This window comes from Gulosibacter sp., assembly GCF_052090685.1.
Taxonomy (GTDB): Bacteria; Actinomycetota; Actinomycetes; order Actinomycetales; family Microbacteriaceae; genus Gulosibacter.
The window spans coordinates 1-15279 of record NZ_JBQDBE010000037.1 but is presented as its reverse complement, the minus strand read 5'-3'; the positions used below and the strand labels follow the sequence as shown (position 1 = coordinate 15279).

The following is a 15279-nucleotide window of genomic DNA, read 5'->3' as shown; positions in this document are numbered from 1 at the left end:
CACCTCATTCCGTTACGCCACGCTGTCCACAACCTCCATGGGAAGAACACCTAGGTATAGGCAAAGACCAACGCCTGGTCTTCCTCTGATCCCGATGTTGCATGGCGACGGGAAAGCAAGCGGTATATTCAACGACGTGCAACACCAACAGGCGGAGACAGCATCCGGCACGCGTTTTCGCTCCGATATCCAAGGGCTTCGAGCGATCGCAGTGGTCGCAGTAGTCCTGTACCACGCGGGCGTCCCATTCCTATCGGGCGGATATGTCGGCGTTGACATCTTCTTCGTGATCTCCGGCTTCCTCATCACCGGCCACCTTTTGAAAAGCTTGCGCACCGACGGGAAGATCGAATTCGGGAGCTTTTATGCGAAACGAGTGCGGCGCATCCTGCCGGCCGCGTTTGTCGTCATCGCGTTGACGCTCATTGCCGCGCTGATTTGGTATCCCTCCGTTCTCATCGATGAGGTCTGGGCTGGCGCGCTCGCGGCGGCGTTCTACGTACCTAACTACTTGTTCGCAGCCAATGACACCAATTATCTCGCGGAAACCATTCCCTCGTTGTTTCAGCACTACTGGTCACTCGGCATTGAAGAACAGTTCTATCTGCTGTGGCCACTGGTGCTGGCAGGGCTATACCTCCTCACAAAGAGTCGTCCGAAGGCGCTGTTCGGGATGCTCGCCGCGATCGCCTTGCTGTCCTTCTTCTTCGGTGTGTTCTTGACTTATCAATCCCAGCCGTGGGCATTCTTCTCGCTGCCGACCCGCGCCTGGGAACTTGCCGCTGGTGGGCTCGCGGCATTCTTCCTCGCATATCGACCAGGTCTCGTATCGGGGACGCTTGCTGCAGTCATGGGATGGTGCGGATTGGCGGGGATCATTGCCTGCACAATCTTGTTCACGGGGGCAACGCCTTTCCCAAGCTACTGGGCCGCATTGCCAGTCGTCGCGACGTTGCTCGTCATTGTGGCTGGCGATAGCGATGCGCGATTCGGGCCAAGCTGGGTGCTATCGACGCCTCCAATGATGTTTCTCGGGCTCATCTCCTACTCCCTGTACCTCGTCCATTGGCCGCTCCTGCAGATCCCCCAGGGTGCCGTCGGGTTCGACTCTCCGCTACCACTCCTGGTGAATCTCATCCTGGCAGTGATTGCAGTCCCAGTCGCGTGGCTCATGTACAAGTTCATTGAAACGCCAGCTCGACGCGGTAAATGGCTCGCCGGTGCGCGACCTCGGCGATCACTAATTGTCGCTGGCGCCGCATCCATTGCAATTGCCGTCCTGGCAACCGGCGTGTTGCGAATCTCGACAACGTCGACGGACCACGGCACTGAGGTTCCAGCTGCGAGTAGTGTCAGCCTTCCACTGGAAATCACAGAGTTTGTGCCAACCAATCTTTCGCCGTCCCTCGACGCGGTCTCGGACGACAAACCAATTACCTACGACGATGGTTGCCACCTCAGTGTCAAGGAAACCGAGGCCGCTGACTGCGTCTACGGCGACCCGAACGCGCCAAGAATCGTATTGTTTGGTGACTCACACGCGGCGCAGTGGTTCCCCGCTCTACAGGAATTTGCCGAATCGAACGGACTGGCAGTGGAGAACCACACGAAGAGTTCGTGTTCATCCGCCACGACCGATGTGTTCCTCGATGGAGTGGAGTACCTGGAATGCGAACAGTGGCGACAGTCGGTTCTTGACCGGATCAGCGACTCGGCACCTGTGCTCGTGGTGATGGCGAACTACGGTGACTGGTATGTCAATGAAAGCGGCACTGAGACTCCGGATGCATGGAGCGACGCGGTCGGAGTCACCCTCGATGAAATTGATGTTCCGACCGTCATTCTTTCCGATACGCCGGAAATGCCCGCGACACCAGCCGTGTGTCTGTCGCAACACCTAGAAGACGCACTGGAGTGTGCCTCCGAACGCGAGGACGCGATCAACATCGAGGTCGATGAGGCTGAGCTGTCGGCGAGCAACCAGCACGGGTCGGATTACATCGACATGAACGACTACTTCTGCACCGACGAACTATGCCCGCCAATCGTCGGCAATACCCTTCTGTATCGCGACCAGCACCACATGACTACCGTATATAGCGAGCAGCTGAGTGCAGCGCTCGGCACTGAATTGGTCGAGTACCTGCCGGAGTAGTCGACCCGAAGTCCGCGTCGAGTTAGCGGTCGCCGAGAATTTCGCCCACGAGCGCAGGAATTACGAGGTCAGCACCGTAGGTTTTCGAGATGAATTCGCGTGCTTGGTTGCGTTCATGGTTCCACAACTCAACATCCGAGGTTACGCGCATAATGTCTTCGGCAAGTCGGACGCTCGTTGGCTGCATCCAACTCGACGGGTACAGCAGGTCGGCACCCGGCCAGTTCAGCATGCGGGGGAGTGCACCTGCGATTGCGCCATCCGGGATGGTGTAGTGGAAGGATTCAAAATCGCTTGTTGAGAGTGCGACCCCGACGTCCGAATACCACTGCGCCATGTCGGGACCGAACGGCGACAGCTCCACCGCATCCTTGAGCAGCGGCTCCTCATCGATACGAGCGAACTGCTCCTCGAAGTATCGGCTCTCCTCAGTCCGAGCATCAGCCCAGGCATACTCTTCCGGCAGCTTGCCTCGCAGTGAAAGCCGGTACCGGTCGTCCCGCTGGCGTAGCCACGACAGCACATTGAGTGCTTCGTGGAGCCCCTTTCGCGCGGGCACCATTCCGACGAGCCCCAATACGAACCGTGACTCCGGATCGCGCTCCACCGCCGCCTCCGCAGGCTCGACGAAATTCGGGATTACGCGGCTCTGCGCATCCGTCAAGGCGGAATCTCGAATCACCTGCCGGCGCACGTGCTCCGCCACAAAAATGCACTGGTCGACGGCAGCCCAATTCGTAAGTGTCGGAAACTCCGTCGCGGCTTCCTGAAGGTGCAGGCGTGCGACAAGTCGCTGATCTGTGCGGACGCGCTTCGAATACCAGGCCACGTTGCCGAGCGCCCATTCGCACCACACGGTGTCGGCCCACGCAAGCAACTGCTTGCTCGTTTCGACATCGTGCCGAGCGTGCCCGCTCCATTGATCGACGCGAACCTCGTGCCCCGACACGCGAAGCGATTCGATAGCGGCCTCGGCGAACTTGAGGTCATGGCTCGCGACGAGGATGCGACGGGGACGGTCCGTGACTGCCGCTCGCGATTGGCTATGGTCACTTGGTTTATCCCAGACGCCCGGGTCTTGACTATTGAGGTCGAGGGAGACAACGGCTCGCTGTCGTGCGATCCGACCAGCACTCCGAGGATCGACAGCGGTCTCGGCAGTGACGAATTCGTTCGCCTGCCGTGGAAGGGGCGTCGTTTCGGGATGCGGAATGACGGGTACACCGCTCGCGAGGGCTTGGAGTGCGTCGGGCGCGAGTTCGGGACCGGAATAATCGAGCGTCGAGGGGACGATGAACACCGAAGCGAAACTGAGCGCCGCAGCGTATCGCCCCAAAGATTCGGCCTCGATCAGCACGGTGCCCGGATTCGCGCGCATGTCGCGAAGGGCTTTTCGTACCTGACCCGTAGTCGACGCGTCCGTCACGAGGATCGTGTGCGGCGGCTGCCTGAGTGACAATCGATGCCGCAGGAGCGTTTTGATCGTCGAGACAGGGTAGGCCACCGCGCTGCCCCGCTGGGTGACGCGAATCACTATGCAATTCCCTGATCGGTCACCGCCGTCGTTGCTGCGCACCGCGCGACCGACGAACCATTCCTGGAGACCGACAGGAGGACTCAGTGGCAGCCAACGCTGCTCTACACGACCCGTGACCTGGTCCTCCGGGTGCCAATACCGCTGGGGGACGTCATACCGACCCGCACGCGCGTGTACTGTGCGAAGAGCCGTCCGCGTGGTCATTGACTTTGCGCGGCGCACTGTGCGTTTTGCCTTATGTCCAAGGGCATGAATTACCCTTGCCAGTGGCGTTGCCACCATTAAGCTCTCCTATATCGGTACTGTCGGTACTTGATCTACGGCAGCAGCGCTTGGCGAGGATAATGCCGAATCATTCCGTGGTAAACAAGGTTGACGCTAATACACGAACTCGAGAGTTCGGCGGTTGGAGCGCAAGACAGGAGCACCGTGAAAAAAATCATGCCGATTTACGGCACTCGTCCTGAAGCCATTAAAATGGCACCAATTGTGAAAGCGCTTCAAGAGGCGCCGGATTTCGAATGCATCGTCACCGTGACCGGACAGCACCGTGAAATGCTCGACCAGGTCAACGAACTCTTCGGCATCGTGCCGGACCACGACCTCAACATCATCCAGCCTCGTCAGACGCTCAACTCGGTCATGTCCAAAATCATCGCGGGGCTTGATTCCGTTCTCGAAGAAACCCAGCCCGATGCGATTGTTGTACAGGGCGACACGACGACGTCGACGGCTGGTGCCATCGCCGCCTTCAACCGTGGGATCCCGGTCGTACACGCCGAAGCTGGGCTTCGAAGCTTCAACATCCACTCGCCATTTCCCGAAGAAGCGAACCGCAAGATTACCTCGCAGATCAGTTCACTGCACCTCGCACCGACATCGGTGAGCAAATCAAACTTGCTCCGCGAGACCGTGAACGAAGCGGACATATACATCACTGGGAACACCGTAATCGACGCGCTCCTGGACGTGGTTGAGCTCGAAGTGCCGTTCTCAGATCCCCGTCTCGCTAGCCTTTCTGAAGGCGTCGCATCCGGTGAGAAGTTGGTGCTCATCACGACGCACCGTCGTGAGAATCAAGGCAACGCGATGCGCGGGGTCGGGCGCGCGATCGCCCGACTTGCCCGGATGCATCCAGACGTGCAGTTCTTGCTGCCGGTCCACAAAAATCCTGTCGTCCGAGAAGCTGTGCTGCCTGAACTCGAGGGACTTGAGAACATCCTGGTCACCGAGCCGATGCCCTATGGCGAGTTTACCCACGCCATCCACCTCGCCAATGTCGTGCTGACCGACTCTGGTGGGGTGCAAGAGGAAGCGCCTGGCTTGGGGAAGCCCGTGCTCGTGATGCGCGAAAATACCGAACGGCCAGAAGCTGTCGAAGCCGGCACTGTGCGACTCATCGGGACCGATGAAGAACGCATTGTGCACGACGTCAATGAACTCCTTACCGACCAGGCGGCATACGCCAAGATGGCTAACGCAGTAAACCCCTACGGGGACGGCAAAGCCGGCGTACGCACCGTCTCGGCGATCGCCGAACTGCTCGGCGTCGGCGAGCGCTTGTCAGAGTTCGATGACGGTCTGAAACGAGACCACTAAGTTGTGACGAGTGTGGCCGGTGTCCGATTGAGCGGACACCGGCCACACTCGTGTCAGAGGCTAATGATTTGCTGGCCGGTAATCGCGTTCTTGCAGTAACTTGAGTTGCGCCGCACGGACGTTCGCGGCACTCTCGGGGCGCCCGCGTGCGTGCGCGCGGGCAAAGACTTCGTAGTCGTGGACCACGGTCTTGGGATCGCCGTCGGCGATAACTTGACCTTGGTCGAGCCAGATTGCACGGCTGCACATGCTCGTGATGGCGGAAGAAGAGTGGTTCACGAGGAACCCTGTACCCGAGCGCTTCATGAGGTCACGCATCGCTTCTTCGGATCGTTCGAGGAATGCCGAGTCACCAGTCGACAGCGCTTCATCGACCATGAGGATCTCGGGTTCAGCCGCGACCGAAATTGCGAAGCGCAAGCGTGCGCCCATTCCTGATGAATAGGTGCGCATGGGCATGCGGATGGAATCCCCGATATCCGCGAACTGCACGATGCGCTGTCGCCGTTCCTCAGCCTCTGCCGGGCTGAGTCCCATCGCCAGCAAGCCGAGGCGGATGTTTTCGAGCCCCGAGAGATTTGGCTGCAGTGCGGCACTCACGCCGAGCAGTTGTGGCTTGGCGCTGGTCATTACCGTTCCCGACGTGGGGGACTCAAGACCTGCGAGGACGCGAAGCAGCGTACTCTTGCCAGAACCGTTTCTGCCGACCAAACCGATGAACTCACCCTCACACGCATACAGCGAGATGCCGCGAAGTGCGTGGAATGTCGTGCGTGGCTTTCGCAGTTGGAACTTGCTGCGCTTGCTGCCCGCCGCGGCGTCGAGCGTTACCCGGTAGTCCATGTGGATGCCTTCGGCGAGTACAGTCACTTTCGCGTTCGTGACATCTACTGTGTTCGGCCGTCTCGCTTCGTCTCTCTCCGACGTTTCTGATTCGGTCTCGTTAGTAGGTCCGCTCACGTGAGTATGTCTCCTCTCCGCGCCAGAAAAATAGGAACCCGACAATCAGCAGACCGAAGGCCCATGAACCCAACACGATCCAGTGGTGCGTCGGGGGTACCGTGCCGTCTATCAGGATGAGCCGGTACATGTCGAGTACGACGTAGATCGGGTTGAGGTTGATGATCGACATGATTGTCGGATGGCTAATGAATCGGTCGATCGGGAAGATCACTCCCGAGCCGTACATCAGAATTCGCGTGACGAATGCCATCGCTTTCGCGAGGTCGGGCAACATCACTCCAAGGCGTGAAAACAGCAGCAATAAGCCGAAGTCCATGACCATTTGGAGGACCAAGATGACAGGGAACAGCAACCACGTTGTGGTTGGCAGCTCGTGGGGTGGTATCGCCATGATGATGACGAACATCACCAAGATCGCGGGCACCCGCTGCAGGTAGTCGCGGACCAGGGTCGCGAGTGGAAGCGCAGCTCGAGGGAACTGGAACGCTCGAATCATTGATTTCGATGACGTGATGACTCGCGTGCCACTATTGATCGCGCCGCTCGTGTTCTGGAACATGAAGACACCGATGATGACGAATGCGATGTAGTTGTCCATGCCGCGGCTCATATTCAGCAGCAAGCCGAAAATGAGCCAGTAGAACATCGCATCCAGAATCGGGCGCAATATGAGCCAGAACGAACCGAGCCGATCCTCGACCGTTGAAGACGCGACCTTGCCGCGTGAATCCCACCAGATGAAGTGGCGACGATGCCAGAGTTGTTTCAGATATTGGCCGAAGGGTGGGCGTCCGCTTACCGCCCGGAGGTGGCTGAGGTCCCCGTGTTTCGTCACGACATTTCGGACAAATTTTGAGTCCTTGAGCGCTTCGAATTCGTTTTGCTCGCGCTTTGAACGCGGCATACTCGCGATTTCAATCGCCTCAGTCTGCATACCAGTCTTGTGTGCAGGAGGTGCGGGTGAATCCGATCCAGTGGAGGTTTCACGAGTCACTCGAGGTCACCTTCCTTGCCAGCCATGGCTGGCGCAGTGGTTGCAACAATCGCCTTCAAACTTGTCGTAATCCTTCCATAAGCCGGCCCTGTGGTGAATTAGCCACGCAACTGAAGTGGCGGGCCACGGAAGACTGCAGTGGCGGCACCGCGACGAGTTTGGCCGCGAGTGAGATAGCTCTCTACTTTACTCGTTCGTGGTTGCATTTTGAGCAAGGAGTGCGCTCATCGATGTCGGTAGCTACATCTAAGGTCGTAGAAGCTGAAGAACGCATGTCTGCCTCGCCTACACTTGGGCACCGTTCACCAACGCAACCGGGGGAAAAATGCGCGGTACTGACCATCCGAACATCCAGTGGCGTCGCGTCTCGACCAAGTACGCGACGCTCGGGGCCATTAACTACGCGATCTCGACGTTGTTTTTCGTCGCCATTGCGATTGGGCTCTCGTTCATCCCTGACGACGGATGGTGGTGGCTTTTCGGTGCAATCCCTGCGCTGATCTTCGCAAGCCAAATCTTCTTCGTGGTCGTTCGCACCCGCGCGATTGGCTACTCGCTCCGAAGCGACGACATTGTCTTCCGCAGCGGCATCATGTGGAGCCGCATGGTCGCCGTCCCTTACGGTCGACTCCAGCTCGTTGACGTCAGTCGTGGCCCGGTCGAGCGGATGCTTGGCCTTGCCAGCGTCAAAATGGTGACCGCGGCCGCGTCCAGCAACCTCGCAATTCCCGGACTTCCATACGCTGAAGCTGAGGAGCTCCGGGACCACCTCATCCGTGTTGCCGAGACTCGCCGGGCAGGTCTGTAATGACCCACCAAAACCCTCCACAGGGATGGCAGCCCGGGAACGGGCAGCAGCATCCTGATCAGAATCACCCGCAATTTCGCCCCGGGCAGCCGCAGCCGCAACCTTCAGACCCGAATCAGTGGCGGAACCCACAGGGGCAGTACCCACAGGGGCAGCCAAATCCCGGGCAGCCGCCACACGGCCAAACGCCACACGGCCAGCCGCCACAGGGTCAACCGCCCCGGAACCAGTCATACCCAGGTCAGCAGCCCCAGGGCTTTCCTCCCCAGGGACCGCCACCCGGGCAGCAGCCACACCCGGGACAGCAGCCACAGGGTCAAGTGCCGCCGGCGGGTGTGCCGACCACGAACCTTGCCGACGGGGAATGGCATCGGCTGCATAAATCAACGCCGTGGATCGGCGCGATCGGCGGCATCATTGCCTCGTTCTTCGCGATATTCTGGGTGGTCTTCGGACTCCTCGGCTCCATCATCGACGGTGGCGCCAATATCAGCCCGATTATTTTCATCCTGGTAGCACTCTTCGGCCTGGTTATCGTGGTCTTGGTCGCGCTTGGCGCATTCCTGGGCTACCGAAACCGGCAATTCCGCCTCACCTCAGAGGTGTTTGAGCTGCGGTACGGCGTGCTCGCGAAACACAACCGTCAGGCGCGACTCGACCGCCTGCAGTCGGTCAACCTCAACCGTCCGGTATTCGCACGAGCTATGGGACTCACCCAGCTCGAAACAAGCGGCGCGGGTAAAGACGCCGACATCAAACTTGCTTACCTCGGTCGCGACGATGCCGAGCGGCTCCGCGCCGAAATCCTGCGTCGCGCATCCGGGGCGAAAAAGCGACAAAAAGACCAGCACCGTGGTTACGCACCGCAGCCCGGTGCGCATCCTGCCCCGGGCCAGGCCGCTGCCGGTGGTCCCGAGACCGTCGGCGCGGGTGCCGGAGCGCCAGTCGGAGCCGCACCGGCGAAGCCGCGACCCCGTTCACTCGGCGACTACCTAGACGCAGCCGTTGACGACTTCGCGAGCCCAGAGCTACCGGCGGGAACAGCCCCGGAACCGGCCGTTGTGCGCGTATCGGCCGGGCGAATTGCGGGAGCCGGGTTCCTCAGCGTGGTGCTCGTCGCACTCATCATCTCCGGGTTCCTGGCACTGGCGATGATTCCGGTGTCGATCATCATCGGCGCGGCCACGAGTGAAAACGTCCTCTTCATCTTCTTACTCGGACTGCTCGCCATCGTCGGGTTCATGGTGTTCATGGCATTCGTCGGTGGCTTGACCTCAGTTGGCACACTCGTCAGCTCGATGAACTACACGATCGCCGGCACCCAAGACGGTGTCCGGATCGGCAGGGGTGCGCTCAGCCAGACCAATGACACCGTGCCGCCCGGTCGCATCCACTCTGTTCAGGTGCGCCAACCTTGGATTTGGCGACCGTTCAAGTGGTACGAAGTGAAAGTCGACCGCGCCGACATCACCTCGGTGGCCAGCAGCGACAGCAACGAGCAAGCCGCATCGCTACAGCGCCAGACCGTACTGCCGGTCGGTACGTGGGATGAAGTGCAGCGCGTGCTCGCTCTCGTACTGCCAATGCACATGGGGCCACGCACCGCAGAAATTCTTTCGACCTCAATGTCGAAGGGGGCGCAAGACACCTTCGTACCTGCGCCATCGCGAGCATGGTGGCTGCACCCGATTCAGTGGCGCGGTCTCGGTTACGCGATCGACAGGGGCCTGGTCTATCTGCGACGTGGGCGATTCTCGAAGCGCGTTGCCATGGTGCCCGGCGAGCGTATTCAGTCGGTAACCATCCATGACAGCCCCATCGAGCGAGGACTCGGGGTCGTGTCGCTTTGGATCAACACCGTGGGGCAAGCGGTCACCACCAAGCTTCCGAGTGTGGATGCGTCCCGCTCGATCGCGCTCTTCGATGAGCTCGAGGCGCTCGCGGTCTCGCAGGCCGCCGCCGATACCTCGCACCGTTGGGATGAAGCGCAAGCGCGCACGGCGCTCGCGACCGCGCACATGGCGGCACAGGATGCAGCCAAGCGTGGCGAGCGCTTGGATCCGTACACCCAGCGGATGCTCGATGCGGAAGCTGCCTGGAAGCGGGATCAACAGAACGGTTCCGGCGGGGCGGTGGGGCAGCAGCAGATGCAGCAGCGACCGCCGCAGCAGCAGGCTCCGTGGCAACCTGGCCCAGGGCAGCATTGGCCGGGGCATCAGGGACCAGGCTCTCAGCAGCCGGGGCCGCAAGGCCATTGGCAGCAGGGACAAGGACAGCAGGGACAAGGTGTTCAGGCACCGAGACCGCACGGTCAGCAGCAACCTCCCGCGCAGCCGCAACAACCACTCTCGCAGCAGCCGCCAGCTGCACCGCAGCCGGACGCGAATGAAGAACAGGGGCGAAACGGCATGCCACCGCTACCGCCGCTGCCGCCACGGGGCCCACAACAGTGAGCGAGCAAGAACGCGACGGGCGGCTCGGCATCGGAATCGTCGGGAATGAACCGGCAGGTGCCGTCCTTGCTCGTGGACTCGCGGCCGCGGGACATGCGCTCATCGGCGCGTCAATTTCAGACGAGCACGCCTTTGAACGCGCAGAGGCCCTGCTTCCAGGACTGCAGCGACTCGACGAGAACCACGTCATCGAGCGCAGCGAACTCGTGATTCTTGCCGAACCGGCGGAGTCACTTGCCGAACGCGTGGCTGAGCTGACGGAAGCGAACGTGTGGGTGCCGGGGCAGCTCGTCATGCACAATGTGGCGGCCTATGGCACCGGCGTATTCGGTCCGGCGCTTGACCGCGGTGCGATTCCACTCGCCATCCATCCGGCCATCGACATCACCGGAACCTCTCTCGATCTCACACGGCTTCGCGAGGGGTGGTGCGCGGTAACCGCGCCGCGCCCGGTGCTGCCAATTGCGCAGGCGCTCGTTGTTGAACTCGGGGCCGAGCCGGTGGTGATCTCCGAAGAGGACCGCGGCACGTACGCCGAAGCGATCGAAACCGCCACCTCGTTTACGCGCTCGATCGTGAAACAAGCGACCTCGCTGCTGGCCGGAATTGGCGTTGACCAGCCCGGCTTCGTGCTGTCGAGCCTCGCGCGCTCGGCAGCCGACAACGCGTTGATCGATGCGAGTCCGGAACTCGAACCGCCATTCTCTGAGGAGTAGTGCCGTCAAGCGCTGTGCGCAGACCCCAGCAAATGTGTAGCGATCGGCGAATGCGCGTGGTGGTGGCCCGAGAGTGCCAGGGAACTCGCTAGGCTTTCCTGGTGACCCGAATCCTCAAGACTGTGGCGGACACTCGCCAAGCCCTCGAACCAATCCGCAAGGGCACGAAAGTGCTCGGACGCATTGTCGGCGGGCGCATCCCCGTGTCCGCGAAGCACCGGCTCGCACTCGTCCCCACCATGGGCGCACTGCACGACGGGCACCGAGAGCTCATCCGGCTCGCGCGAGAACACGCGGACAACGTCATCGTCTCCCTCTACGTGAACCCGCTGCAGTTCGCTCCCGACGAGGACTTCGAGAAGTATCCGCGCCCGGTTGAACAAGACCTCGCGATGCTCGAAGAAGAGGGCGTCGAATTCTGTTTCATGCCTGCCGACGAAGAAATGTATCCCGAGCATGAAGAAGTGACGATCGTTTCCGCGGGCGAGGCCGGACGCATCCTCGAAGGCGAATTTCGACCGACGCACTTCGATGGCGTGCTGACGGTGGTTGCGAAGCTCTTCAACATCATCGACCCCGACGTTGCGTGCTTCGGCGAAAAGGATGCACAGCAGCTCGCGCTCGTACGACGCATGGTCGACGACCTCGACTTTCCGCTCGAAATTCTCGCGGCGCCCGTCGTGCGAGAGGCCGATGGCCTCGCGCGCTCGAGCCGCAACACCTACCTGCAGGGCGAGGATCGTGCCGCCGCGCTCTCGCTGTCAAAGGCGCTCAGTGCCGTCGAAGCCAAAGCCGGTGAAGGTGTTACTGTCGCGCTCGCGGCCGGTAAGGAAATCTACGAGCACGAAGCATTGGCTAGCATGGACTACCTAGAGCTCGTTGACGCCGCCTCATTCGCGCCGATCAGCGAGGGATTCCAAGGCGAAGCGCTCGCGCTCACCGCCGCTCGAATCGGAACCACCCGCCTCATCGACAACCGGCGCGTACAACTCGGCGCGTAACCCGCGCATCCACTTCACCATTCAACTAGGCCGCCCGGCCGCACCAACTTGCAAGGAGCCGTAATGGCGAACACGCCTGAGCAACACGTACCCCTTACTGAATCCGAAATGTCGGAACAGAAGCAGGTGCGGCTCGACAAGCGCGAACGCATGATTGCGGCGGGAATCGCGCCGTACCCACTCGAGGTGCCAATTACCACCACCATTCGTGAGGTCGTCGCGGCGCATCCCGAACTCGAAGCCGACGTGAAAACGGGCGACGTGGTGGGCGTGGCAGGGCGCATTGTGCACCTGCGGAACACGGGCAAGCTCTGCTTCGCGGCGCTTCAGGATGGGGATAACCGCATCCAGGCGATGGTGTCGCTCGCCGAGGTGGGCGAAGAATCACTCGCGCAGTGGAAAGAGTTTGTCGATCTCGGTGACCAGATCTTCGTGACTGGCGAAGTGATTACCTCGCGCCGCGGCGAGCTGTCGGTTATGGCCACCGAATGGAAGATGGCGTCAAAGGCGCTGCGACCAATGCCCAATCTGCACTCCGAGCTAAACGAAGAGACCCGCGTACGCCAGCGCTACCTCGACCTACTGACGCGTCCCGCCGCGCGCGACATGGTGCGCACCCGTGCGTTGACCAACGCTTCGCTGCGGCAAACCTTCGTGGAGAACGGCTACCTCGAAGTCGAGACACCGATGCTGCAAACACTGCACGGGGGAGCAGCCGCGCGTCCATTCACGACGTATTCCAACGCCTTCGACACCGACCTGTTCTTGCGGATCGCGCCCGAGCTGTACCTCAAGCGCGCGATCGTCGGCGGGCTCGACCGGGTGTTTGAGATCAACCGAAACTTCCGCAACGAAGGTGCCGACTCGACCCACTCGCCCGAGTTTGCAATGCTCGAGGCCTACGAAGCATACGGTGACTACAACTCGATTGCCGATCTCACGCAGCAGCTGGTGCAGAACGCTGCACGCGCGGTATCCGGCGACGGCAGTGCTGTGGTGACCTGGGCTGACGGCACGCGCTTTGATCTCGGCGGCGACTGGCCGCGCATGTCGATGTACGAGTCGCTGTCTGAGGCGGCCGGCATCGAGGTGACGCCTTCGACCTCGGTGGCTGAGCTCGAGGCGTTGGCTTCGCGCGAGGGTGTGGAAGTGAGGCTGCCAAACCACGGCAAGCTCGTCGAAGAGCTGTGGGAACACTTCGTCAAGGATCAACTCGAGAACCCGGTCTTCGTGATGGACTTCCCGGTGGACACTTCGCCGCTGACCGCTGCGCACCGCTCCAAGCCCGGCGTGGTGGAAAAGTGGGACCTCTACGTGCGCGGATTCGAGTTGGCCACCGGCTATTCCGAGCTCATCGACCCCGTCGATCAGCGCGCACGTTTCGTCGAGCAGGCCCGCGAATCCGCTCGCGGCGATGATGAAGCGATGCAGCTCGATGAGGACTTCTTGACCGCCCTCGAGCACGGGATGCCGCCGGCCGGTGGCATGGGCATGGGACTCGACCGGCTGCTGATGGCGCTGACCGGCCTCGGTATTCGCGAAACGGTGCTCTTCCCGCTCGTGAAGTAGCGCGGTGCGCTGTGGTGGTGTGCGCTGTGGTGGTGCTGCATGAATTTGATCGTCATTCCCATTGCGGTGCTCGTGGGGCTGCTGATCGGAGCGATCGGTGTGGGCGGTATCGCGTTGCCACCCGCATTGGTGTGGCTCGTCGGCACTGACCCGCACACCGCGGCCGGCACCGCTTCGTGGAGCTTCCTCTTCACCGGCATCATGGGGACGATCATGTACGGTCGCCGCAAAGCGATGCCCTGGCTGATGGTCGGGATGCTGACCCTCGGCGCATGTCCCGGCGCGCTGCTCGGTGCTTTGGCAAACGGCCTACTTCCTGACAGCATCGCGCTGCTTCCCCTCGCGGCGTTCACGCTCGCCGCAGGGGTTTATCACTTGGTGTTTCGATCACGCAATAAGCGCAGCCGTGAGCACCTTCCCACCGCCACGGCAATCGCAGTCGGTGCGGTTGTGGGATTCTGCTCCGCGCTTACTGGGACCGGGGGCCCGGTGTTCCTCATTCCGGTCTTGCTGGCCCTCGGCATCCCTGCCATCACGGCCATCGCCGCCGCTCAGGTGATCCAACTTCCTTTGGTGGTGTTCGCCGTGGCCGGATACGCCGCGCAGGGTGCCGTCGATTTCGGCCTCGGAAGCATCGTTGGGGTACTCGCGGCCGTGGGAGTGATCGGCGGTGCGGCGATCGCGCTCAAGTTGAAAGCGAAGACCCTGCACCTTGTCACATCCGTATCCCTCGTCGGTTTCGGAGTCCTCATCGGTATCCTCCAGATTTTCACCGCACCCTAAAGAGAACGCCGCCAACTGCATTGCCCGTTGACTGCACTGCCCATTATCTGCACTGCCCTTGCTAAGGCGTTCCAGCGCAGAAGCTTGCGCTGAGCGCGATACCTCGTTGCGAATTCCAGGGGACGGGTAGACTTAGGGAATCATGACGCAAGAATGGTGGCTCAATGCTCTATGGTCGGTTACCCCGACCATCATTATTGGCACTCTCTTTGGCCTCATTATTTATGCCGCCATCAACGCCGACCGCAAGATCCGACAAGAGCGTGCGGATGTCGAAGCGGAAGAGCGGTCACGTCATGATGCCGAGCGCGGCGCAAAGCCGACCACGGCCGAGAGCGAATAGACCGAAGCCGCAGCTTTTGTCTGCTGGGACTGGGACCGCGGGGTAGTTCTCTTCTCCTGCCGATCGAGCTTCGCGATGCTCGCGCGCTCGCACCTGGGGAGTGGCTCGATAGTCGCGCGGATTCCAGCCTGCAGGTACTGTGGAAGCTACTCGCAATTCGCTAAGGTGCGCCTTAGCTTCAACTGATCTCAGCGATGAGATTATTGTGTCGGGGTGCACGAGTGTTGCGCAATGTTTGGTCGTAGTCCAGCAAAATCACGAATCCGTGTGCCGCAAATCAACGCCGTTCACACGTTTTTTGCAGGCCTGTTGCCTCATGTCAATACCTCCGGGAAGGTTGATTCGTTGCCTCAAGTAG

At 60.9% G+C, this 15279-nt stretch carries 12 protein-coding genes; 9 read left to right on the top strand and 3 right to left on the bottom strand.

The annotated features are described in order from the left end of the window. The first annotated feature begins 136 nt into the window (after nt 1–136). Nucleotides 137–2155: an acyltransferase family protein gene (locus tag ACTHXA_RS15160; RefSeq protein WP_441673717.1), complete on the top strand. Its 2019-nt coding sequence runs from the start codon at nt 137–139 to the stop codon at nt 2153–2155. A gap of 22 nt (nt 2156–2177) precedes the next feature. Here the strand turns inward: ACTHXA_RS15160 and ACTHXA_RS15155 are convergent, their stop codons facing one another. Then, the gene (locus ACTHXA_RS15155) at nt 2178–3689 is read right to left on the bottom strand and encodes a hypothetical protein (RefSeq protein WP_441673716.1); all 1512 of its coding nucleotides are present in this window, start codon (nt 3687–3689) and stop codon (nt 2178–2180) included. A gap of 432 nt (nt 3690–4121) precedes the next feature. On the opposite strand from ACTHXA_RS15155, the gene wecB reads away from it, so the two are divergent. Next, on the top strand, nt 4122–5291 hold the full coding sequence (gene wecB, locus ACTHXA_RS15150) for a non-hydrolyzing UDP-N-acetylglucosamine 2-epimerase (RefSeq protein ID WP_441673715.1): 1170 nt from the start codon (nt 4122–4124) through the stop codon (nt 5289–5291). A gap of 60 nt (nt 5292–5351) precedes the next feature. On the opposite strand, the gene ACTHXA_RS15145 is transcribed toward wecB, so the two are convergent. Together ACTHXA_RS15145 and ACTHXA_RS15140 are read right to left on the bottom strand one after the other, a co-directional pair. Beyond that, the gene (locus ACTHXA_RS15145; RefSeq protein ID WP_441673714.1) at nt 5352–6161 is read right to left on the bottom strand and encodes an ABC transporter ATP-binding protein; all 810 of its coding nucleotides are present in this window, start codon (nt 6159–6161) and stop codon (nt 5352–5354) included. A gap of 73 nt (nt 6162–6234) precedes the next feature. Continuing rightward, nucleotides 6235–7248 (bottom strand): ABC transporter permease, encoded by a 1014-nt coding sequence (locus tag ACTHXA_RS15140; protein WP_441673713.1) that lies wholly within the window; start codon nt 7246–7248, stop codon nt 6235–6237. 325 nt (nt 7249–7573) lie between these two features. Here ACTHXA_RS15140 and ACTHXA_RS15135 point away from each other — a divergent pair, with 325 nt between their 5' ends. The 7 genes from ACTHXA_RS15135 to ACTHXA_RS15105 all read left to right on the top strand — a co-directional run bounded on the left by ACTHXA_RS15135 (nt 7574) and on the right by ACTHXA_RS15105 (nt 14921). Continuing rightward, entirely contained in the window at nt 7574–8056 is a 483-nt protein-coding gene (locus tag ACTHXA_RS15135; RefSeq protein WP_441673712.1) for a PH domain-containing protein, read from the top strand. Then, nucleotides 8056–10509 (top strand): PH domain-containing protein, encoded by a 2454-nt coding sequence (locus ACTHXA_RS15130; RefSeq protein WP_441673711.1) that lies wholly within the window; start codon nt 8056–8058, stop codon nt 10507–10509. The genes ACTHXA_RS15135 and ACTHXA_RS15130 overlap by 1 nt, the downstream gene beginning before the upstream one ends. Then, complete coding sequence (locus ACTHXA_RS15125; protein WP_441673710.1) at nt 10506–11225, top strand: DUF2520 domain-containing protein; 720 nt, start codon at nt 10506–10508, stop codon at nt 11223–11225. The genes ACTHXA_RS15130 and ACTHXA_RS15125 overlap by 4 nt, the downstream gene beginning before the upstream one ends. A gap of 101 nt (nt 11226–11326) precedes the next feature. Further along, nucleotides 11327–12226 carry a pantoate--beta-alanine ligase gene (gene panC, locus ACTHXA_RS15120; RefSeq protein WP_441673709.1) on the top strand — a complete coding sequence of 300 codons (900 nt, stop codon included), beginning with the start codon at nt 11327–11329 and terminating at the stop codon, nt 12224–12226. A gap of 63 nt (nt 12227–12289) precedes the next feature. Next, on the top strand, nt 12290–13795 hold the full coding sequence (gene lysS / locus ACTHXA_RS15115; RefSeq protein ID WP_441673708.1) for a lysine--tRNA ligase: 1506 nt from the start codon (nt 12290–12292) through the stop codon (nt 13793–13795). Nucleotides 13796–13834: 39 nt separating this feature from the next. Then, on the top strand, nt 13835–14578 hold the full coding sequence (locus tag ACTHXA_RS15110; RefSeq protein WP_441673707.1) for a sulfite exporter TauE/SafE family protein: 744 nt from the start codon (nt 13835–13837) through the stop codon (nt 14576–14578). Nucleotides 14579–14720: 142 nt separating this feature from the next. Then, the gene (locus tag ACTHXA_RS15105) at nt 14721–14921 is read left to right on the top strand and encodes a hypothetical protein (RefSeq protein ID WP_441673706.1); all 201 of its coding nucleotides are present in this window, start codon (nt 14721–14723) and stop codon (nt 14919–14921) included. The last annotated feature ends 358 nt before the right edge of the window (nt 14922–15279 follow it).

Excerpts from the sequence above, each read along its gene's own strand:
- ACTHXA_RS15135 (WP_441673712.1), top strand. The coding sequence starts at position 7,574 with ATGCGCGGTACTGACCATCCGAACATCCAGTGGCGTCGCGTCTCGACC.
- ACTHXA_RS15130 (WP_441673711.1), top strand. The coding sequence starts at position 8,056 with ATGACCCACCAAAACCCTCCACAGGGATGGCAGCCCGGGAACGGGCAG.
- lysS (WP_441673708.1), top strand. The coding sequence starts at position 12,290 with ATGGCGAACACGCCTGAGCAACACGTACCCCTTACTGAATCCGAAATG.
- ACTHXA_RS15110 (WP_441673707.1), top strand. The coding sequence starts at position 13,835 with ATGAATTTGATCGTCATTCCCATTGCGGTGCTCGTGGGGCTGCTGATC.
- ACTHXA_RS15105 (WP_441673706.1), top strand. The coding sequence starts at position 14,721 with ATGACGCAAGAATGGTGGCTCAATGCTCTATGGTCGGTTACCCCGACC.